20 protein-coding genes and 1 pseudogene are annotated in these 19,491 nt (G+C 68.8%); 7 read left to right on the plus strand and 14 right to left on the minus strand.

The annotated features are described in order from the left end of the window. The first annotated feature begins 17 nt into the window (after window positions 1-17). Together ABVB68_RS24170 and ABVB68_RS24175 are read left to right on the plus strand one after the other, a co-directional pair. Window positions 18-458: an ALF repeat-containing protein gene (locus ABVB68_RS24170; RefSeq protein ID WP_353603205.1), complete on the plus strand. Its 441-nt coding sequence runs from the start codon at window positions 18-20 to the stop codon at window positions 456-458. Between the two features lie 176 nt (window positions 459-634). Beyond that, window positions 635-1,411: a hypothetical protein gene (locus tag ABVB68_RS24175; RefSeq protein WP_353603206.1), complete on the plus strand. Its 777-nt coding sequence runs from the start codon at window positions 635-637 to the stop codon at window positions 1,409-1,411. Between the two features lie 243 nt (window positions 1,412-1,654). Here ABVB68_RS24175 and ABVB68_RS24180 read toward each other — a convergent pair. The 5 genes and pseudogenes from ABVB68_RS24180 to ABVB68_RS24200 form a co-directional block, all read right to left on the minus strand. Then, window positions 1,655-2,015, minus strand: a pseudogene (locus ABVB68_RS24180) (hypothetical protein); the annotation flags it as partial. Window positions 2,016-2,340: 325 nt separating this feature from the next. Continuing rightward, window positions 2,341-2,508 (minus strand): hypothetical protein, encoded by a 168-nt coding sequence (locus ABVB68_RS24185; protein WP_190201688.1) that lies wholly within the window; start codon window positions 2,506-2,508, stop codon window positions 2,341-2,343. Window positions 2,509-2,608: 100 nt separating this feature from the next. After that, a complete protein-coding gene (locus ABVB68_RS24190; RefSeq protein WP_353603207.1) occupies window positions 2,609-2,902 on the minus strand; it encodes a hypothetical protein in 294 nt (97 codons plus the stop codon). 63 nt (window positions 2,903-2,965) lie between these two features. Next, the gene (locus ABVB68_RS24195; RefSeq protein ID WP_353603208.1) at window positions 2,966-3,316 is read right to left on the minus strand and encodes a zinc ribbon domain-containing protein; all 351 of its coding nucleotides are present in this window, start codon (window positions 3,314-3,316) and stop codon (window positions 2,966-2,968) included. Window positions 3,317-3,487: 171 nt separating this feature from the next. Continuing rightward, window positions 3,488-3,799 (minus strand): DUF6199 family natural product biosynthesis protein, encoded by a 312-nt coding sequence (locus ABVB68_RS24200; RefSeq protein ID WP_353603209.1) that lies wholly within the window; start codon window positions 3,797-3,799, stop codon window positions 3,488-3,490. Window positions 3,800-4,149: 350 nt separating this feature from the next. Between ABVB68_RS24200 and ABVB68_RS24205 the strand changes: the two genes are divergently transcribed. Continuing rightward, entirely contained in the window at window positions 4,150-4,542 is a 393-nt protein-coding gene (locus tag ABVB68_RS24205) for a nuclear transport factor 2 family protein (protein WP_353603210.1), read from the plus strand. Window positions 4,543-4,563: 21 nt separating this feature from the next. On the opposite strand, the gene ABVB68_RS24210 is transcribed toward ABVB68_RS24205, so the two are convergent. The 3 genes from ABVB68_RS24210 to ABVB68_RS24220 all read right to left on the minus strand — a co-directional run bounded on the left by ABVB68_RS24210 (window position 4,564) and on the right by ABVB68_RS24220 (window position 7,886). Beyond that, window positions 4,564-5,334: a transposase gene (locus ABVB68_RS24210; protein ID WP_353603211.1), complete on the minus strand. Its 771-nt coding sequence runs from the start codon at window positions 5,332-5,334 to the stop codon at window positions 4,564-4,566. A gap of 83 nt (window positions 5,335-5,417) precedes the next feature. Then, a complete protein-coding gene (locus tag ABVB68_RS24215; protein ID WP_353603212.1) occupies window positions 5,418-6,770 on the minus strand; it encodes a DUF2255 family protein in 1,353 nt (450 codons plus the stop codon). 201 nt (window positions 6,771-6,971) lie between these two features. Next, on the minus strand, window positions 6,972-7,886 hold the full coding sequence (locus ABVB68_RS24220) for an alpha/beta hydrolase family protein (protein ID WP_353603213.1): 915 nt from the start codon (window positions 7,884-7,886) through the stop codon (window positions 6,972-6,974). A gap of 99 nt (window positions 7,887-7,985) precedes the next feature. Here ABVB68_RS24220 and ABVB68_RS24225 point away from each other — a divergent pair, with 99 nt between their 5' ends. Then, window positions 7,986-8,576 (plus strand): TetR/AcrR family transcriptional regulator, encoded by a 591-nt coding sequence (locus ABVB68_RS24225; protein ID WP_353603214.1) that lies wholly within the window; start codon window positions 7,986-7,988, stop codon window positions 8,574-8,576. Between the two features lie 563 nt (window positions 8,577-9,139). On the opposite strand, the gene ABVB68_RS24230 is transcribed toward ABVB68_RS24225, so the two are convergent. From ABVB68_RS24230 to ABVB68_RS24245, 4 genes are all read right to left on the minus strand, one after another. Further along, entirely contained in the window at window positions 9,140-9,673 is a 534-nt protein-coding gene (locus tag ABVB68_RS24230) for an Ig-like domain repeat protein (RefSeq protein ID WP_353603215.1), read from the minus strand. A gap of 211 nt (window positions 9,674-9,884) precedes the next feature. Then, entirely contained in the window at window positions 9,885-10,901 is a 1,017-nt protein-coding gene (locus ABVB68_RS24235) for an IPT/TIG domain-containing protein (RefSeq protein WP_353603216.1), read from the minus strand. A gap of 302 nt (window positions 10,902-11,203) precedes the next feature. After that, window positions 11,204-11,950 (minus strand): IPT/TIG domain-containing protein, encoded by a 747-nt coding sequence (locus ABVB68_RS24240; RefSeq protein WP_353603217.1) that lies wholly within the window; start codon window positions 11,948-11,950, stop codon window positions 11,204-11,206. A gap of 606 nt (window positions 11,951-12,556) precedes the next feature. Beyond that, window positions 12,557-13,402, minus strand: a complete 846-nt coding sequence (locus tag ABVB68_RS24245) for an ATP-binding protein (RefSeq protein WP_353603276.1) — start codon at window positions 13,400-13,402, stop codon at window positions 12,557-12,559. Window positions 13,403-14,587: 1,185 nt separating this feature from the next. On the opposite strand from ABVB68_RS24245, the gene ABVB68_RS24250 reads away from it, so the two are divergent. Both ABVB68_RS24250 and ABVB68_RS24255 read left to right on the plus strand, forming a co-directional pair. Then, window positions 14,588-14,995, plus strand: coding sequence for a hypothetical protein (locus tag ABVB68_RS24250; RefSeq protein WP_353603218.1), 408 nt, complete (start codon window positions 14,588-14,590; stop codon window positions 14,993-14,995). 393 nt (window positions 14,996-15,388) lie between these two features. After that, complete coding sequence (locus ABVB68_RS24255; protein ID WP_353603277.1) at window positions 15,389-15,778, plus strand: DUF5988 family protein; 390 nt, start codon at window positions 15,389-15,391, stop codon at window positions 15,776-15,778. A gap of 95 nt (window positions 15,779-15,873) precedes the next feature. Here ABVB68_RS24255 and ABVB68_RS24260 read toward each other — a convergent pair whose 3' ends face one another. Together ABVB68_RS24260 and ABVB68_RS24265 are read right to left on the minus strand one after the other, a co-directional pair. Then, window positions 15,874-16,143: a hypothetical protein gene (locus ABVB68_RS24260; RefSeq protein WP_353603219.1), complete on the minus strand. Its 270-nt coding sequence runs from the start codon at window positions 16,141-16,143 to the stop codon at window positions 15,874-15,876. Window positions 16,144-16,402: 259 nt separating this feature from the next. Further along, window positions 16,403-17,731, minus strand: coding sequence for a phosphatase PAP2 family protein (locus ABVB68_RS24265; RefSeq protein WP_353603220.1), 1,329 nt, complete (start codon window positions 17,729-17,731; stop codon window positions 16,403-16,405). An 818-nt stretch (window positions 17,732-18,549) separates the two neighbouring features. Here ABVB68_RS24265 and ABVB68_RS24270 point away from each other — a divergent pair. Further along, complete coding sequence (locus ABVB68_RS24270) at window positions 18,550-19,383, plus strand: PIG-L family deacetylase (RefSeq protein ID WP_353603221.1); 834 nt, start codon at window positions 18,550-18,552, stop codon at window positions 19,381-19,383. Window positions 19,384-19,491: the final 108 nt, after the last annotated feature.

Here is a 19,491-nt window from a genome sequence, read left to right on the forward strand (position 1 = left end):
GAAAAGGAGCATTCCCCTTGCGACTGCATCGCGTAGCGCCCGGCATCGCCGCGGGCATCCTCGCCCCGGCCCTCCTGCTCGCCACCCCGTCCTTCGCCGCCACGGCGGCACCGACCGCGGTCACGGTGCCCGCCATCTCCTCATCCGCGGACGGGCCGGACGCCGACGACCTGAGGGTGGCCATAGCCCGGATTCTCGCCGACCCGGACAGCGGCCGGCGTGTGACACGAGAAGCCGACGCCCTCCTGGACGCCAACGACCCCGAGGCGATGCGCGCCTGGCTGGAGACCGGCTACCGCATCGCCCAGGCCGAGGACGACCGCGTCGCCATCGCCCGCGTCCTCGCCGACCCGTCCATCAGCCCGGCCCTGCGCGCGGCAGCCAACGCCGCCCTCGACGACAACACACCGGAAGCACTGCGCCACTTCCTGGAAGTCGGCAGGTACCAGGTCGCCTGACCGGCACGGCGCCGCACCACAGCGCGTCGCCCGGGCGGGGCCGCCTGCACCGTGTGCCGGCGGCCCCGCCCGACAGACCTTGTACCGGCTCGGCGCGCTCCGCAGACCTTCGTGGTCTCGCCGCCTGGTGCGGCATGGGCCACTGACACCCCCGATAGCAGAAAGCACATTCTTCGATGACCACACAACCCCTACGCACCGAGCTCAGCGGTACGCAGACCGCTTCCGCTGTGACCGGCCTGCCGTTCAAGCCTCAGCTCGTCAAAGCGGTGTTCAGGGACGTGACCTCGTTGCACGTCTCCCGGCCGGCCGCGTGGGCCGCCGCGTCGGTGACGCGGACCGTTCTGACGGAGATCATCGACGGCGCGAGAAGCGCGGCGGCCGAGGAGGCCAGGAAGAGACTGATTCCCAAGGACCTCATCTCGGCGATCGACCGGAACGTCGAGGTGGAGGTGGGATCGGCGTGGTACCTGCACAGCCCGACCTTCCACGGCCTGCTGGGCGAGCTGCGCGACGCCGACGGTGCGCTCGTGTCTCTGCGTGAGCGCCGCGGGGTGCGTACACCGAGTGGTGTGGCCGGTGCCCACCGGTTCGAGGCCGGGGTGAGAAGACTGCTGGGGAGCCGGGGGGTGAGGGCGGTCCCGGCGATGGTCCGCGACCTGGACGGAATCGCAAGCGTGTTCCTGACGGCCCTGGCCCGGGACGCGGCCAAGGTCGTCCGCGAGGGCGGGGCCAAGCGGTTCGGGAGGGTCGGTCTGGTGGTGCCCGGCGAGCCAGCCCCGGCCCCGCTGCTCAAGGACCCCCTCGTCACCCTGTCCACCCGCCGCGTGGACGGGCGGACCGTTGGCGGGGACGACGTCCTGACCGCCGTCACGATGCAGTTGTTCGGCGAACTCAGACAACGCGCCATCACCGAGGCGGCCGAGATGACACGGAACACGTCGGCCAACTGATCGGGCCGGCCCCTGCGCTCTGCCCACGGTTCCCACATGTACGCGGCTCCCTGAATCTGCCGCCCGCATTCGGCTCGCGAGAACGGACTCGTCGCGTGGGCGCGGACCGCCGGCCGCAGGCACCCCACCGGGAAGGCCTCCCCTGCTGATCATTTCGGACGGAGTTCTGGTTCAGGGGCCTGGCGGTTGGGCCGGCGGGCGGCAGAGTTCTGAGGGTGTCGGATGATCTTGTGCCTGATGGCCTGTGGGATCGCGTGGCCCGCTGGGTTCGCGGTCGGGGTTCTTGCGCCTGCCACTGCGGTCGGCCCACTGCCGCCCCGGGTGCGGCATCAGGCTGAGGGGCCCGAACCCATCTCTCCACAACACCGCGTCGGGCTTGCCTTCTTCGGGTGTGACCTCGCCGTCGGCGATGGCGTACAGGTGCTCGACACGGGCGGCGCGGACCCGGTCCGTGCTGGTGAACGACACCCTGGCGATCTTCGTCACCGGCATGCTCCGGGGCCGCCCGCCAGGTCATCACCGAGCCGGTGCCGCGAAGGATGATCCGCGGCAGGCTCCGGCCCTCCTCATGGTCAATCTCGCGCACGCGCACCGGTTCGGCCACCAGGCCGGCATGGCCGATGCGTGCCGCCCACCTTTGCGCCCACCCGTAACGATGACAGCATCAAGGCCGCTCAGGTGGACCAGGTCGGCGAGCAGGCGCCGCAGTGCCGCGGTGCCGTCGGCACCGTCGGCGTGGGGGCCCCTGCACGGTCGAGGTGCGTATCGGACAGATGAAGGATCTTCATCTCGTCAACCTGACGGTCCGGGGAGTCCGCCGGGAGATCACCCTTCATCCGAGGCAAACGCTGCCTGACGCGGCACGAGCTACACATAGGTCTGCCTCTCTTCCGGTGACGGCCTGTCACCGGAAGAGAGGCAGGGTGGGGTCAGCGTCTGCGGGCCCAGCCGGCACCCACTCCGGCCACATGCAAAGCCAGAGCCGTCAGCCCCAGCAACATGACGTTCGTCGACGAGAACGCATCATTGGTACTGATATCAGCGGCGTTGATCAGAAACGCGAAGAAGAACAGCACCGCCGCGACTATGCCAAGCATCACGAGCTCCTCTCACTCGGGGATGAAGCCCGTATGCCCCGCCATCGCCATTGCAGACGCCGGGAACGGAGCCGGGATGTCCGGGCCTTGGCCCGGCAGGTCAGGCATGCGCGTGGCGTGACCCGGCCGCCCGCCGTGGTGCGGCGTGGTGCGCGGGACCGGCCGAGCCCGCGGCTTGAAGGCGCTGGAGCCACAGGGAGGCCGTGAGCAGAAGGCCGGTGAAGATGGCCAGAAGGAGGACGGACACCCACATCTGCCGGCTCCCGGGAGACTGCCAGCTCGTCCAGGCCGTCGATGTCGCCCACACCAGGGCGCCCACTGCGTAGAAAGCGCGGACCAGGCGCAGTTGCCGCACGGCCCGCAGGGACATGATGCGATCAGTCTTGGATGCCATGCCGGCCCGTGTACCCCCGCGTACGCCGTTCAGCAGACCGGGGTTCGCCTTTTGCTGTTCCGCTCAACTTTGCTCTTGCTGTCCGGTGGTGCGGTCCTCGAAGTCGCGTCGCACCGCCGCACCTTGGTCTTCGACCAGCCCTGCACCATCCGGGAGGTCCAGGACGGCGCCGCAATGGTTGCACAGTTTCCCGTCCTCGGCGGGCGTGCCACAGGCCTTGCAGAACCGGTTGCCGTGGTCGTTCTCACTCTTCTGCGTCATGACTCTCCCCTTGCCTTGCTTGCGATGTGCGGACCAATTGGCTGTCAGTAGGCAGGACCACACCAGGACCAGGACGGCCGCTGTCACGATGCGGCTCAGGCTGTCCTTGCCCAGCACGCGCCACACCAGCAGGCCGATAGTGATGGCGAGCACGGGCCAGTACAGTCGCGGGCCCCACCGGTTTCCCGGCCTCGTCCACCGTGCCGGGACACGAGGATCGGGCCGCTGTCGCATACGTGCCCTCCGTGCACGTGGTCGCCTGCTCCTTCTTGCCGGCTTCACGGGATACCCAGCCCGGATCCCACCGGCGTGCCTGGCCCTGGGTCAGATCTGCTGGATCAGCATCCAAGTAGCGACTGCCAGGAAGACGACCCCTGTCACCCGCTGCATGACGTACCCCTTGCCGGTGGGCTCGGTCCCCTCAGGATTTTTCACCCAGCCCCGCTGCATACGACTGTTCAGCCGCCACAGCAACTGAGGCCGGATGACCTGCACCAGACCCATGACCAGGAACAGGCACAGGAACAAGATCAGAACAGGGCTGGAGCCACCGCTTTCCGAGGCGGTACGCACTATCGCACTGTGATCCATGAAAAACCGGATGCCCTGACGCCACTTCAGCAAACGACCGGTCACATTCAAGCCCCGTGTGGAGGTCGCCCAGGCCGCCGTCCGGCTGCTCGGCGACCGCGCCTCCCGCATTACCGGAGTCGTCCTCTCCCGCGACGGTGGCATCCAGGTGTCCTGAGTAAGGGCTGTCCCGTAGGCCGTGCTTCGGCTGACGGTGATAGAGCACAGGTGGACAAGTCGGTGGCAGGCTGACCGTCGGTAAGAGACGATCACGACGTGCACGGCCCTGCTCTTGTCGGATGCGTTCCAACTCGTTGAGCAGTGTGGTGCCGTGCTGACGTCGGATCGATGCTTGGCCTGGTGCTTTCCACGCCGGGTCAGAGAGGACGCGTGTGTCGCTCGCTCTGGAAGATCGCTTGGCCATCACCGAACTGGTGTCGCTGCATGGTCATCTTGTTGACGACGGAAGCCTTGACCGGTTAGAGGAGTTGTTCACCGCCGATGTGGTCTACGACCTCACCGAGTTCGGCCAGGAGCCGCTGTCCGGGGTGGCGGCCATCCGAGAAGCGGCATGGGCGCTGGGAGGGGCCAACCCTGTCGCCCATCACGTCACCAACGTCGTCGTCACGGCGTTGGCGGACGGCCGGGTGCAGGTCCGTTCCAAGGGGCTGGGTATCAAGGCGGACGGCTCCTGCGGTTCCGTCTCCTACGACGACACCGTCGTGCGCACCGCTGACGGCTGGCGGATCAGCCACCGCAAGCTGTCGCCACGCCGGACTCCCTTGGGCGGGATGACAAAGCCCGGCTGACCAGGCACATCCCGTCTGGTCCTAGCCGGTGAGGATCACATTGTGCACGCGGGCGATGCCGAGCATGGCATGGTGGACACCATCGCCCTTCAGACGGCAGTCGCGAAGGATCTTCCAGGTCTTCATACGGGCGAAGACGTGCTCGACACGGGCCCGGACTTCAGGGTGGGAAGCGTTGTGCTCCTCCTTCCAGGCGGGAAGTTCGTCCTCACCGCGCTCCCGGCGGTGCGGGATGACCAGGCCCGTGCCCCGGCATCCACCGTCGGCGATGACAACGGCCTTTCCGACAGCGGCTTTGGCTCCGGACAGTTCCCATGCCTTGCAGCCGTTCCGGTTGCCGGGCAGGGGCCGGCCGACCGTGACGACGAGCCGGGTGTCGGCGTCGATGACGACCTGGTGGTTGGTCGAGTACCGATAGTTCTTCGACTGCTCGGCGACAGTGTGATCACGGGTGGGGACCAGGGTGCCGTCCACGATCAGCACGGCCTCCTTGCGGAACCGCTTGCGCTGCCGCAGGGCGAGTAACGGTCCGAGATGCCCAATGATCCGCGCGGCAGCCGACTTGGATACACCGAACAGCGGGCCGAGCTGCCGCCGCGTCAGGTTCGTGCGCCAATACGCGGTGACCAGCAAGACCCGATCATGCAGCGGCAGGCTCCACGGTCGGCCCTTGCAGGCCGAGTCCGCGCCTTCGCGCCGCAGAGTGGTGACCAGCTTGCCGAACTGCCGCGGGCTCAGCCCGGCGAAAGGGACTATCCAGGACGGCTCCGACGCCGTGATCAGACCAGGCACGACAAGATCATGCCGCCAAGATCAGCCGTTACGGGACAGCCCTTACCGTCGTACGCAGGACGTCGCACGACCGTGCGGGCCCGTCAGGGGCCGAGCGGACGGATGCGGACGATCTGGTGTCGCGAGTTCTTGAGCAGGTCCTCGGAGAAGTACGGATCCTTGGAGTACTTGACGCGGAACGCCTCGTCGGCCCGGTCCTTCGCCGCCTCGTCGTCGACCGGCGAGAACTCCACCCGCAGTTCCCTGTCCGCGACGGCGACCGCGCCGCGCCCATACGTCACGGCGGAGTGGACCCATCGCGAGTTCCGCGTCGCCGACCTGACGTAGACGTCGCCGCCGAGGGCCACCGCCCACACCCAGATGAACCGGCCGGGCGTCCGGTCGGCGTCCCGATCCGGCGCGACGTGGAAGTCATCGCCCTGCTGGACGCGGCGCAACTGTGCGTCCGTCCATCGAGGAATGTCCTTCCGCCTCTCGTGGACCGTTGCCAAGGCGGCGTGTTCGCGGGCCAGCCGTGCCGTCGCCACGCTCCACGCCCGGTCGTCGACGCCCAGTTGGGTGCGCAGGAACGCTGCGGTGGTCTCCAGGACCAGGAGTGCGCGAGTGAGGTTCTCGTCCGTCGTCTCCGCGGAGTCGTAGCCGGATATCCCTCCGAGGCTGTGCTCACCGCCGTGGACGTCGAGAAGGAACTTGAGCCCGGGCGACAGGTGAAAGGCGTCGGTCTGCCACGCGGCCCCGACGACGTTCAGGTGGTGGGCGTGGTCCTGGTCCCCTGCCACGACCAGGGTCGGAGGTGCCATGGTGGTGAAGTCGGTGTCGTTGAGGACGGGATAGTGACGGGCGGCACGGGGATGGAGGGCGTCACCTCCGCGTCCCGGCGCGGCCATCACCACTCCGGCGCTCACTCGCTCGTCCCTCGCGTTCACCCTGTGCCCCGTGGCGGGGTCGCGCGGCTGGGCGCCCAGTACCATGCTCGCCGTGTGGCCGCCCATCGAATGGCCGACGACGGCGATCCTGCCGGTGTCCATGCGGGCCGCCACGTCCGGGACGACCTTGTCGAGAACACCCAGGTGGTCCAGCACCGACGACACGTCGCGTGCGCGGGAGCGCCAGTACAAGGGGGCTTCGGGGCTGTCGGCGTGCCGCAGGCCGAGGGTGGCCGAGTCCAGGTGGGTCGGCTGAAGGACCGCGAACCCGCTGGCCGCGAGATAGTTGGCGAGCGGGGCGTAGCCGTAGAGCGACGAGACGTACTGGGACGGACCGTGCCCGTGCGACAGGACGACGATGGGCAGCGCCCGGTCCGTCATCGGCGCGGTCAGTCGTACCTGCAGTTCCACCGGGCGGTCGCGGGAGGGGAAGGCGACCGGAGCGACCGAGACGAGCGGTCCGGACAGGTCGTCGCCCGCGCGGGCGGGGATGGCGATGTGGTCGGTCATGGCATCTCCAGGGGCTGCGAATCCTGAGGGGCGCTGCTCCGGAGGACGGGAGCAGCGGCTGACCAGGGCGTGGCTCATCGTGGACTTCCGGCTTTGGCCGCCGGGCTTCGGTGCATTACCGGCGCGGTGTGCGAGAGGCCTCTCGGCCCGCCGCCGCCGTGCGGCGCGCGACGGGCCGGGAGGGGGCAGCACTGGGCCGGGTCAGTCCTTGTGCTGGAAGGACGCCTTCTCGACGGCTTCGGTGTCGGCACGGAAGCGGGACCACGCATCGGGGTCGCGGTCGAGGGCGTCGAGGAGGTACGCGGTGACAGCGTCGGCGACGAGGGCGACCCGGTCGGCGTCCGTGTCGGTGGTCTCGCTCACGGCCTCCCCGGCGATGCCGCCCAGGGTGTGCTCTCCGCCGGGGACGACGAGGAGGCGCTTGGGGGCGGGGCTGAGGTGGAAGGCGTCGAGGAACCAGTCCGGTCCCCGCGTGGACATCTTCGACTGGTCCTTGTCGCCCGCGACGACGAGCGCCGGCGTGGTCATGGTGGAGTAGTCCGGCCTCATGAAGGGCAAGTGGCCGACGGCGAACGGCGTGAGCGAGTCGCCCGTGCCGGTCGCCGCGATGAGCACGCCCGCCTTCGCTCCGCCGTGGGAGAAGTCCTCGCCCGCGGTGCCCTGGGCGTCGAACACGCGGGCGCCCAGCAGGGTGCCGACGGTCTGGGCTCCCCAGGAGTGTCCGACGAGGGCGACGCTCGTCCGGTCGGCGCGGTCGATCAGGTCGCCCGCCTCGGCCAGGATGGCGTCGAGGTGGTCCAGCACCGCGTGGAGGTCGTCGATGCGCACGCGCCAGATGGTGCCGAAGCGCGGATCGTCGAACCCTATGGCGTTACGGCGCGAGTCCAGGTGGGTCGGCTGCACGACGACGAAGCCGGCGGCGGCCCAACGGTCAACCAGCGGCCCGTAGCCGTCCATCGACCACGCGTTGCCGTGGGAGAACACGATGACCGGAAGGCCGCGGCCCTCGGCCGGTGCGGTCACCTTGACCTGCAAGGGCACCGCCCGGTCACCGGTGGGAACGGTGATGGGCTTGATCGCGACGGTCTTCGTCCAGGATTGCCCAGGAGTGAACATGTGCAGACTTCCTGTGAGAAAGGCACGTGCCGCATACTTGGCGGAACGACGTTCCGCCAACATTAGCGGAACAATGTTCCGCGAACTAGAGGTGAGATCTTGTCCCGATCGGCCGGCTCCAGAGCGGCGGGCGCCGAGCGCACTCGCCAGTCCCTGCTCGCGGCCGCGGCGCAGGTGTTCGTCGAGCAAGGGGTCCAGGCGCCCATCCGCGACATCGCCGGCCGGGCCGGCGTGGGCCTGGGCACCGTGTACCGCCACTTCCCCACCCGGGCGGAGTTGGTCGTAGCCGTCTACCGGCACCAGGTGGACGAGTGCGCGCGACTCGCCGCCGATCTCGCCGGGTCGCCGAGGCCGGGCGAGGCCCTGTCGCGATGGATGGACGCGTTCGTGGAGTTCCTCGTCACGAAGCACGGACTGGGGGCGGCACTCCAGTCCGAGGACCCCAGCCTGCAGAGCCTGCACTCCTTGATGCTCGACACACTGGTCCCGGCCTGCGCCTCGCTCCTCGACGCCGCGACGGCCCGGGGCGAGCTCGACCCGGACGTCACCGCGTACACACTGATGCGAGCGGTCGGCAACCTGTGCATCCTGGGCCCGGGATACGACCGTGAGCACGCGCGGGCCATGGTCGCCCGACTCCTTGCCGGCTGCCGGACGATCATGCCCCCGGACGGTCCCGTGGCGGCCTGACGACGAAGACCCGCCTCGCCCCCCACGCGGGTTTTCCCGTCCGATCGGCCGACGGCCGACAAGCGGCGCAACACCTCCGCGGCCCAGGCCGGCCACGACGGCGTCGGTCGTGGCCGCTGGAGCGGCGGCCCGCAGGGACTGCGGGCTGAGTCGCGGAGATCGGTCACGGTCGACGTGCCGCCCGAGCTCGGCCGGAGGCCGCCCAGTCCATCCGTGCATCGACTCATAGATCGTGCGCGACGCGACCTGCGAAGGCTGCGGTGCCTGGTGCGCAGAGGCAGCCTGATCTGGAGTCGTTGACGCCGGCGCTGTTCAGCGAGGTCCGCGAAGCTCTCCCGGATGACGAACGGTGGTCCGAGGGCGCGGGAGAGGACCGGCGGATCGGGGAAGGCCCGTCAGTCGCCCGGGGAAGATCACGGCTTTCCTCGGCTTGGACCGGGAGGGGCCGACCAGGAAGTCCGCAACCGCATCAGCGGCGACACGAGCGCATCGACGGCCCAACGCCTCGCCGGTGGCGAGGATTCCGCCTACGTTCGGTTGATCGGGAGGCGGAGGTCATGTGACTACGCTGCGGGGCCCCGGTCCTGGAGCGGGGGCTGCTTGAGGGCTTTGACGAGGGCGGGCATGCCGATGTTGTTGGTGAGGTCGCCGTTGACGCCGGTGAAGGTGATCAGACCATTGCATGCGAGGAGGCACAGGCCTGGTGTTGCAGCGGGCGGTGTCGGGGCGGCGGTGACTTGGACGCCGGTGGTGGCGGAGGAAGCGTCGCATTCGGTGTTGCCGTTGTAGGCGGCGGTGATGGTGTGTGTGCCTGTGGTGGTGAAGGTGGTGGTGAAGCCGGCCTGGCCGGTGGCGTTGGCGGGTACGGTGCCGAGCAGGGTGTGGTCGTCGAAGAACGTCACCCCGAGGCCGTCGGTGGGGTCGGCAGGACAGTTGACGGTCGCCTGCAGTTGCACCGGAGCTCCCACCGCGGTGGATTGCGGCGTGGCCGTCAGCGTGGTGTTGGACGGTGCGGCCCAGGCGGGTGAGGCGAGACCTAGTAAGGCAGCCAGGGCTGTGACGACGACGAGTCGCCCTTTGCGTGGCGTGATGCGCACCGGTTCGGCTCCTTGTTGTGTCGCCGGGCCCGCGGGCGCGGGCGCCGTGGGGACTCACGCTAAGGCGGCCTTCGTGGTGTGGTGGGGAGGCGGCGCGCACGAGCTACCCGGTTGGGTCAGCGGCCTGAATCGGTTGTCGTAGGCGTAGCCGAACGGGGGGTGGTGCGGGGGCTGCGGGGCATGTGTGGTGGCTCCTTCCCGTCGTCGTGTGTCAGATGCCGGGCGCGGCAACCCGTGTGTAGGTCAGACCGGGGCTGGTACCGCCGGCGGTGGTGACGGTCACGGTGACCGGACCTGGAGGTCCTGCGGGGACGGTTGCCGTGATCTGTGTGTTCGACACGACGGTGAACGGCACGGCTGTGGTGCCGATGGTGACGGTTGCGGTGGTGGCCAGGTTGGTGCCGCTGAGGGTGGCTACGGTGCCTGGGGACGTGGGGCCGCTGCTGGGGACCAGTGCCGTCAGGGTGGGTGCGGCGACGTAGCTGAAGACGACGGGGTTGCTGGTGCCGCCGGGGGTGGTCACGGTGATCGGTGGACTGCCCGTTCCCGGTGGGGCGGTGGCCTGGATCTGCGTCGCCGACACCACGGTGAAAGAGATGGCGTTGGTGGAGCCGAAGGCGACGGCGCCGGCGTTGAGCAGATTGCTCCCGGTCAGTGTGACCACCGTGCCACCGGCCGCCGGGCCCTGGGTGGGGGCGGCGCTGTTGAGGACGGGTGGCGCGGCGTAGAAGAAGAAGGCGTTCGGGGCACTGCTGCCCCCCGGTGTGGTGACGGTCACCACAGCGGCGCCGACGGCTCCGGCCGGCGTTACGGCGGTGATCTGGGTGGCTGAGTTGAGCGTGAACGATGTTGCCGGGACTCCGGCGAAGGTGACCGCCGTGGCTCCGGTGAATCCGGTTCCCGTAAGGGTGACAGTGGTGCCGCCCGATGTTGGACCGCTGGTGGGCGCCACACCCGTGACCACCGGCACCTGGGCTGCGACGTATGTGAAGGTCACCGAGTTGCTGTCGCCGGTCGGATTGGTGACGGTCACCGCTACCGCCCCTACGGCGTGGGCCGGGCTGACCGCCGTGATCTGGGTGGCCGAGTTGACGACGAAGGAGGTGGCGTTGGTGCTGCCGAACCGTACGGCGGTGGACCCCGTCATCCCGGTGCCGGTGAGGGTGATGGTGGTGCCTCCGGTGGTGGGCCCTTGTGGCGGGGCGATGGCACTGATCGTGGGCGGCATGGGGATGCTCCTAGGGCGGCCGGGGCGAAGCCTGGGCGAGGCGGATGCCGGTGGCGGGCTGGGAGGTGGCCGCTTCCGGGGGTACGGGCCGATGGCGGCCGTTCGCCCACCGGAGGCATGGTGGTCGGACGGGGAAGGGTCGAGGACCACCGCCCCCGAGGCGGTGACCGCGTGGAGGTGGTTGACCGCGCGGACGGCCAGGCGGTGGCCGCATGGAGGTGATTGCCCGCGGACGGCCAGGCGATGACCGCGCGGGGCAGGCTGCCGCCCGCTGACGATCGGGGCGGCAGCCTGGGTGAGGGTCAGATTCCGGGAGCCGCGACGTAGGTGAACGCGGCGGCGGCGGTGTCGGATCCGGCCGGGTTGGTCACCACCACGTCGACCGCGCCGGCGGTTCCGGGTGGGGTCACCGCCGAGAGCGTGGTGGAGTTGATCACGGAGAACGGTGCCACGGTGCCGCCGAAGGTGACCGACTCGGTGCTGTCGAGGTTGGTGCCGGTGATGGTCACACCTGTACCACCGGACGTCGGACCGGAGGTCGGCGCGACAGTGGTCACGGTGGGAACGTCGATGTAGGTGTAGGACAGGCCGTTGTTCGTCCCGCCCGCAGTGGTCACCTGAACTCCGACGGGGCCCGCCGCAGTACCGGTCGGCACAGCGACGGTGAGCTGGTTGTCGGAGACGACCGTCGGTGTGGCGCTGTGGGTACCGAAGGACACGCTGGTGGCCGTCGCCAGCCCCGTGCCGTTGATCGTGACCGTGTTGCCGCCGGCCAGGGGGCCCGAGGACTGCCCGAGCGAGCTCTTGAAGGGGGCTCCGACGTAGAAGAAGGGAACCGGGTTGCTGGTGCCGCCCGGGGTCTTCACCGTCACGCCTACGGTGCCTGTGCCCGACGGCGACACGGCCGTTACCTGGGTCGGAGAGACGTTGGTGACGTTAGTGGCCGGCTTGGTGCCGAAGGTGACGGCGGTGGTGCCGGACAGGTTGGTACCGGTGATCGTCACCAGCGTGCCGCCGCCGGTGGATCCCTGGTTCGGTGAAATGGTCATGGCAAGACTCCTCGCTGACAGAAAATGGGACAGACGAAGCAGCGAAAACCGGGGAAGCCGGGCCGACTTGGCGCAGGCCCGCACGGAAGGGCGGAGGCGCCCTGCCTCTTGCCAACGGAGTGCCGTCGTGAGGGCATAAAGCAAAAACCGGCAAGCACCGCCCTTTATGTGATCCCCGGTCTTGGGATGGGCGGCCCACCGGTTCGCTGCTTCAAGTAGCCCACAGGCAGGTGTTTCTGACAAGGCTCCAACCACGGCAATCCGCTGATGGAACGCGCCCCGGCGGGCGCCTGCCTACCACCGGCGCACGCCGCCCGCTTGTCCCGGGCGACACGACAGGCCGGCCGACGGCATCTCCTGGGCGACACGACAAGCCGGCCGGCAGCGCGGGCTCGTACCGGCTGGCGAGCCCACCCCCGTCGAGGAAGGCCATCATGATGCGGGGACCAGGGCTTTGCCCGTGCCATGGGCGCCAAGGGGGACGGTCGGGGCCTGCGTTCGGCGTTGAGCGCGCCTGCGCTCGCTCTGTGGAGCGAACCGCGCATCTGACGGAGAGAGCGGCGTGGGGTGTTGGCGGGGGTACCTGCGATGGGGCTACGAGTCACTTCACCGACAGGGGTCACGCCGGGGGATGGCACTGGATCCCCGACCCACTTCCGCGATAGCCCACGAAGTGCCGTCAGCCGGAGCGGCAGCGGGTGTGGTACGTACGGGCCTTTCCGTCTGGCACCGTCGTGCACTTTGGGTGAGGGAGACGGTGGCCCAGATCGTGCGGGATCCGTCGTCGGCCACCTGTGTGCCGAGCGCTCGGGTGCAGCCGGCGACGATTCCGAGACCGCGGCCGAAACCTGAGGCGTTGTGCCAGTGCTTCCGTGTGGAGACCCGTCCTTGGTCGCGTACCCGGATCCGCAGGTGGGTCCGGTGCTTTGTCAGGCCGACGGAGATATCGGTGCCGTCGGTGTGGACGATGGCGTTCGTCGCAAGTTCCGTGGTGACGAGCAGGGCCGTATGACGGACGTCTTGGTCCGTCAAATGCTGCTGCTCAAGCCAGGAGCGGGTCAGATACCGGCAGATGGGGACGGCGCGGTCGAGTGCGGGGAGATGGAGGGTGAGGACAGGCGATCGGCACCAGGCGGGGGCCATCGCCCGGACCGCCGGTGAGTGGGGCCATCGCTCGATGTCCGGAGGGGAGAGAACGACTCGCGAGCACGCACGTGTGGTCGACATGTCTTGTGGCTCCTGATCCTGTGAGAATGCAGGCCGCGGCGAGAGGTGCACAGAACCTGAGGCCGCCGGCGCCGTGGTTGTGTGGGGGCACCCACCGCTCGCCAGGTCAAGAGGAACGTGCATGTGCTTCGAGAACAGCCTGATGTTCCTTCCAGCGCCGGCAAGGCGTGGACGGGCCGGCCGCTGGGAACACGTCTTCGGAGTTCCACATCGTGCGCCCGGCATCGAAGGCGTAGCGCCGTTCCCCTCGGGTCTGCCGTATCTGCTACGAAAGAGTGGAAACACCCACTGAACGTGCAGGGGAGACAACGTTCAGGATTTCCTGTCTCGGCGGCCCGTTTCGTCTCACGGGTGCGGAAGTTACACGTCAGCCGACGCTGGCCGGCGTCGGCTGACGGATCCAATACCTCTCGCGCGGTGCCCATTGTGGCAGGCCGCCGTGCAGCGGCCGGCACGAAGCCGGCGCGTTGAAGGCGGCCGACCACTCCGCTGGAGAGGATGGGGCCCACCATTGGATGCAATCATCGTCCACCCAATTGGCATATGGCGGCAACACTTGCCCGAAGGTGAGCACCCGGATGGCCTAATCTGATGTGATGAAACCATTGGTTCACCCATGAAGCGCATGATGCCCAGACGGATTAATGTTCTCGCTTTCGTAGTACGTGCACCCGTGTGGCTTCCACGGATTTACGTCCGACTACACTCGGGAAATTTTTTCGCACCCGCAATGTGTGTCATATAGCGGCGCCGCCCGATGCGGCACTTTCCGGCCACGGCGTCGATCAGGCCGGACGGCCCGGGCTCACCCACGCCACCGATCACGACATGAGGGCCGGCGCCGAGTTCGGCCCTCTTCGGCTCGTTGCGCCGGCGCGTCCACTGCTGCGCAGCCGCAGGTACACCGTCGGAAGCGGTGCCTGTCCGGCATGCAGGCGCCGCTTGGCCGGCGCGTCCCCGACACACCGCCACGCACCGTCAGCCGGCCGCGCATGCTTACCGGCGCGGCCTGCCCGCCCTGCACTTCTTCCGGGAAGTCGGCCGCAACGCAAAGTTGGGTTCCGCCTCCGCCCGCGGCAACGGCGGCAGCGGGTGGGGCAGTCTACATTTCCGACCGATTTGATGCGATAGAAGCCGAATGTCTTACTCCCTTCGGGTGATGCGTGCGCCGGCCTCTTGAGGTGCCAGGCATCTGTGTCCGATTACTGGATTACGAACCGGCGGGTTGCCCATTCCTTTCCGGGGACGTGACTGCTACCCGTTCCGGTCGTCACTCCCGACACGCGGTCTATGCGGCGATCAGGTCGAGTTCTCTCCCTATGCAGCCACTCCCCGGCATCGACGGCGACCGCTCTCACCGGCGTCGCAGCCAATGAGTGAACCAGCCATCTCCTTCAAGGGAGTGCCAACATGTTCCGTTCTCGTCTCGCCGCCGCCGCCGTCACCGCCACCATGGCGGGGGGCGCTGTGGTGGGCATCGCTCCTTTGGCCATGGCGGCCCCCGCCGCCGCGGCCGCCTCAGCCTGTGTCAGCGACCTGCAGGCCGCCCAGACGTCGAACAACGCCGCCATCGCGGCCGACCAGGCCAGCGATCCCGCCGGCGCCCGCAGCCACGACGTGGCCACCGCGACCTACCTCGCGGCCGCGATCGGTGACTGCCAGGGGCAGCCACAGGTGGTGGGGGCCAATGTCCTCACGGCCAACGCGACCAACGCCACCGCCCTCGTGTACAACCTGCTCGGAGCGGCGAGCGCGGCTCTGGGCGCCGAGCAGGCGACTGCCTCGGCGATCACCCAGGCGCTGGCCAACGCGACCTGACCGGTACACGGGCAGGTGGCTTCCGCGACAACGCCCGCTTGCCCCGCCCGTCCCGGAGTGAGCCGGGACCAGCCGCCCGTCGGGCCCCCTCCCCCGGCCCGGCGCGCGGCAGGAGGGCAGGGCACTCGCCGTCAGTGCCGCGAGTGCCCTGCCCGGGCCGGCAGCACGCAGATTCCCCGTTCCGCGGAGGCATCCGGTGCCGTGTCCAGACGCCGGGACCGATGACAGCGGTGGAGCCGGCGTCCGCCATCTGTCCTGCGCCTTTCTCTGTGACCGCGTTGCCCGGCTGTTTTCGCCGGCCCCTTTGCGGCGAAGAGCCATCACACACCTCACGTCTGGCAGGTCGTCATGCCGGTTTCTGCCTTCTTCCATTCTCTGAGCCGATTCTTCCTCATGGCATCCCGATGCTTCCTTCCCTCGTTTTTCCCCCTTCTGCTCGCTTCTGAGCGGCCTGCTTCCCCGCACACCGGTGATGACCGGACACCGCGCACTGCAGGACCTGAAGAACGGAAGCGGAAAAGCGAAGGGCGGCCAGCCCGCCGCAGTCAAGGGACGCTGAAGCAGGAAGTGCCGAATTCCTGTCGGGTGATTCTTTCCGGAGGCCCCGACTGGGCAGAGATCCCTGCCGTATGGGAAGTCGCGTCCTTGGAGTCCGAGCCCAAAGTGAAGCTCCTGTGCGGCAACGCCTACGAACACTTCGAGTTTTCGGGGCTGTTCTCCGTCCATGAAGGGCAGCAGTTGCCCGTCTACCGCTGGTGCCGTCGCACCTACGTGGCCGAATAACGCACCACCTGGCCCGAGGGGAGTAGTCGTGATCGACTCACTGGCTCGTGCAGGTGCCTGGTAAGGCGGCGCACGGGCACGGGACGCCGCCGTCGTCACCGGAATCGGACTGTGCCGTCCGGCCCCCGCAGTTGCCGCGGTGGGCGCAGGCCCCCGTCGGCCCGCAGGCCCCCTCCACGGCACGCCGGGGGGCGGGCTCGGATCGCGGTGAGCCGTGACCAGCCGATGCGGTGGTGGAACTCCTCGGTGAAGCACCACGCCGCGGGGGTATGGCGGCGCGGAGTGTACGGCCGGGGTTCCGGCAGCAGGTCCACGCTCTCGCCGTCGGCCACCAGGACGCCGATGCCGTAGAAGGCGGCTTCCATCGCCGTCGCCGGCAGCGCAAGACGGCCGAGACGCGATCCACCGGCAGGACGAGCAGAAGGACGCCCGAGGCACTGAGGTGGGGCAGCAGTCCACGCTGTACGTCCCGCAGGTACGGCTCGCCGGAGAGTTCGGTCACGACCCGCCCGTCATCGGGCAGCACCTCATGCACGGGGAGGCGGGATCCGGTAACAGGCGCATCATCCGCATTCTCTCGGTGCGCAGGCGGTGGGCCGCCCCGGTGACACGTGCTGGGACTTCTCAGACCAGTTCGGGCTGCGCTTCCGATCGTCGCGCCGGTGCTGCCTTGGGTTCCCAGAGTCCGGTGATCCGTACGTAACCGTGGATGACCGAGGCCATCGCCAGGAGGAGCAGTGGTCCGCACACCCAGGGGTGTGCGGCCATCTCCATCGGCAGATAGCGATAGGAGGCCAAGAGTGCGGCGAAGACCGTTGCCCCGTAAGCGACGAACTGGATCCCTGAGCGATCCCAGCCGCGGTCGAGCGACCGCAGAGCCGCCTCGATCGTGAGCGAGAACACCACGCCGGCGATGAGGTCCGCGCCGTAGTGGTAGCCGAAGCCCAGTGTCGCGCCGAGCGTGGCGATCAGCCAGAACGTGCCGGCGTACCGCAGGATCCGTGGACCCTTGCGAGTATGGATGAAGATCGCGGTGGCCCATGCCGTGTGCAGGCTGGGCATGCAGTTGCGGGGGGTGATCTCGTCGTAGGGCATCGGGTGCGGGGCACCGATGTGCGGCGGTGTGTGCGGCCACAGGTTGGCAACCGCCCACTGCACGCCGCCGGTGCCGGACGCTCCCGGGCCGTAGGCGAAGACCGGCCCGACCACCGGGAAGAGCATGTAGATGCCCGGCCCCAGGAGCCCGATCACCAAAAAGGTGCGCACCAGATGATGGGACGGGAAGCGGCCTTCCGCCCCCACGTTGCGCAGCTGGTACAGCGCCACGACGACCGCGGCGACCGCCAGCTGGGCGTAGACCAGACCGAGGACATGAGTGCCGACCGGGTCGGTGGCCTCCACGATCCGGCCCACCAGCCACGAGGGGCTGCCCAGCGCGTGATCGGCGGTTGCCACGTATTGGTCGAGCACGGCCGGGCGGGTCTTCGAGGTGATGAGCAGCCAGATGTCGCCCGTCTTGCGGCCGGTCACCAGCAGCAGGCCCAGCCCGACGCCCTTCAGCAGCAGAACGCGTTCCCGGCCGCTGCGGCGCGTGACGGCGATGACCGCATAGCCCAGCATCACCCACAACGCGCCGTTACCGAAGAAACGGCCGTCGGTCACCTGGGCGTGCATCGCCCATCGCACCAGTACGAAGACGACGTCGATGCCGATCGCGAAACCAGCCGCGATGAACCGTTGCCGCCAGGTGAGCACCACCATCATCAAGGCCAGACCGGCGTACGGCGGCCCCGGCTTGGGGGCGTATACCGTCTCTTTCGCCTGTTCGGTCAACGGCCCCGGTATGCCGGCGGAGCGACGCGCGACGATCTCCAGCACGATGAGGAAGCCGAGTGTCGCCACTCCAGCCGCGGCCCACAGTTTCGCGCGTGGCTCACGCCAGGCCTCGGGCATCGTTCTTCCGTTGGTTCGCGAAAACTTCCGCGATGCTCTAGGTATCAACTGACTGGCCGATTTGTCATGTGGGGCAACCGGGCCACTTTTCGTGCTTCATGACATGGTTCCTGGTTGGAGTGGAGGGGCGAACCCCGTTGGTTCGAACATGCTATCGGGGTGGTCAGGGCGCATGCAGCCTCCGGTGAGGAGGCGCCACGATCGGCCGGGGCGAGACCCGGCGTACGCGTCTCGATGCCCGCTCGGGTGGAGGCCCTGCGCCGGGCGCCACGGATGCGGCCCGGTGAGGGGAAGGTGGCCATCCTGGTCGTGCCGGTTGCGCCGGGGTCGGTTGAGAGGGCGGACAACCTGCTTACGTCCGGGGCGTCCGGCCCACTGGCGAACCGCCGGAAAGCTCTCACGGGCACGACACCCGCGTCGTGGAGTGGCTCCCCGACCGGGATGCGCCGCTCCCAGGTGCCTTGCGGTCCTGCCATGCATGGGCGCCTCCGCCGTCCCCCGACGACAGGATGGGCGGGCTGCGCCTTTTCGTGTCGAGGACCTCCAGGGGCCGGCTGGGCAAGGCCTGCGGCGACGGCTCGACCACTCCGCCTGGGCGGCCGGCGAGGAGACCGCCTCGCCCGGCGGTGTCCAAGTGTTTTGTGCGTGCCGGGAACAGCCGGTCCGCCCGGCGCTGTTGCATCGACCGAGGGACCGGCGGCGCGCGGGCGGGGAGCAGGCAGACCACGAGGTCGTCGCCCGGCCGAACCGGCCCCAGGGATCGCGGTACGCGCGCCGCGCACCCGGACCAAGACTTGTTCCTGCAGGAGGATTGCTTCATGACCGACCGGCCCTTGACACTCATGGCAGTGCACGCCCACCCCGACGACGAGGCCACCGGAACCGGAGGAGTCCTCGCCCGGTACGCGGCGGAAGGCATCCGCACCGTTCTCGTGACGTGTACCGACGGCGCTTGTGGTGACGGACCGGGAGGTGCGAAACCGGGCGATCCCGGGCATGACCCGGCCGCCGTCGCCCTGATGCGCCGTCAGGAACTCCAGGCCAGCTGTGACATCCTGAAGATCAGCGATCTGGAGACACTGAACTACGCCGACTCCGGGATGATGGGCTGGCCGAGCAACAACACGCCCGGATCCTTCTGGCAGACCCCCGTCGAGGAAGGCGCAGCCCGCCTCGCGGACCTCATGCGGCACTACCGGCCCGACGTCGTCGTCACCTACGACGAGAACGGCTTCTACGGCCACCCCGACCACATCCAGGCCCACCGCATCACGATGGCCGCACTGAAGATGACCGACCTGACACCGAAGGTGTACTGGACGACGATGCCCCGCTCGGCCATGCAGCGGTTCGGCGAGATCATGCGCGAGTTCCATCCCGACATGCCCGAACCGGACCCCGCCGAGGCCGCCGCCATGGCCGAGATCGGCCTCCCCGACGACGAGATCACCACCTGGGTCGACGGCACCGCGTTCGCCGACCAGAAATTCGACGCGCTCGCCGCACACGCCAGCCAAGGTGAGAACATCTTCTTCCTCAAGATGGGCAAGGAGAGGTTCGGCGAGTTGATGGGCATGGAGACCTTCGTACGGGTCCAGGACGCCACTGGCGCGGCCGTACCCGAACAGGACCTCTTCTCCGGACTACGCTGACCCCCCACCGGCCACGACGAAAGCCCGGTGAAGTCGCCTCGGCGCTGAGACTGCTCGACTCCGCGGTGGGATGCTCGGTCACCGTTGCGTCGGCGCGAAGTCGAGCGT

The organism is Streptomyces sp. NPDC096012, assembly GCF_040426375.1.
Lineage (GTDB): Bacteria > Actinomycetota > Actinomycetes > Streptomycetales > Streptomycetaceae > Streptomyces.

Coding starts and splice junctions, on each gene's coding strand:
- ABVB68_RS24175 (WP_353603206.1), top strand. CDS start 635: ATGACCACACAACCCCTACGCACCGAGCTCAGCGGTACGCAGACCGCT.
- ABVB68_RS24185 (WP_190201688.1), bottom strand. CDS start 2,508: ATGCTTGGCATAGTCGCGGCGGTGCTGTTCTTCTTCGCGTTTCTGATC.
- ABVB68_RS24190 (WP_353603207.1), bottom strand. CDS start 2,902: ATGGCATCCAAGACTGATCGCATCATGTCCCTGCGGGCCGTGCGGCAA.
- ABVB68_RS24215 (WP_353603212.1), bottom strand. CDS start 6,770: ATGACCGACCACATCGCCATCCCCGCCCGCGCGGGCGACGACCTGTCC.
- ABVB68_RS24220 (WP_353603213.1), bottom strand. CDS start 7,886: ATGTTCACTCCTGGGCAATCCTGGACGAAGACCGTCGCGATCAAGCCC.
- ABVB68_RS24235 (WP_353603216.1), bottom strand. CDS start 10,901: ATGCCGCCCACGATCAGTGCCATCGCCCCGCCACAAGGGCCCACCACC.
- ABVB68_RS24240 (WP_353603217.1), bottom strand. CDS start 11,950: ATGACCATTTCACCGAACCAGGGATCCACCGGCGGCGGCACGCTGGTG.
- ABVB68_RS24245 (WP_353603276.1), bottom strand. CDS start 13,402: ATGCCGGGCGCACGATGTGGAACTCCGAAGACGTGTTCCCAGCGGCCG.
- ABVB68_RS24250 (WP_353603218.1), top strand. CDS start 14,588: ATGTTCCGTTCTCGTCTCGCCGCCGCCGCCGTCACCGCCACCATGGCG.
- ABVB68_RS24255 (WP_353603277.1), top strand. CDS start 15,389: ATGGCATCCCGATGCTTCCTTCCCTCGTTTTTCCCCCTTCTGCTCGCT.
- ABVB68_RS24260 (WP_353603219.1), bottom strand. CDS start 16,143: ATGGAAGCCGCCTTCTACGGCATCGGCGTCCTGGTGGCCGACGGCGAG.
- ABVB68_RS24265 (WP_353603220.1), bottom strand. CDS start 17,731: ATGCCCGAGGCCTGGCGTGAGCCACGCGCGAAACTGTGGGCCGCGGCT.
- ABVB68_RS24270 (WP_353603221.1), top strand. CDS start 18,550: ATGACCGACCGGCCCTTGACACTCATGGCAGTGCACGCCCACCCCGAC.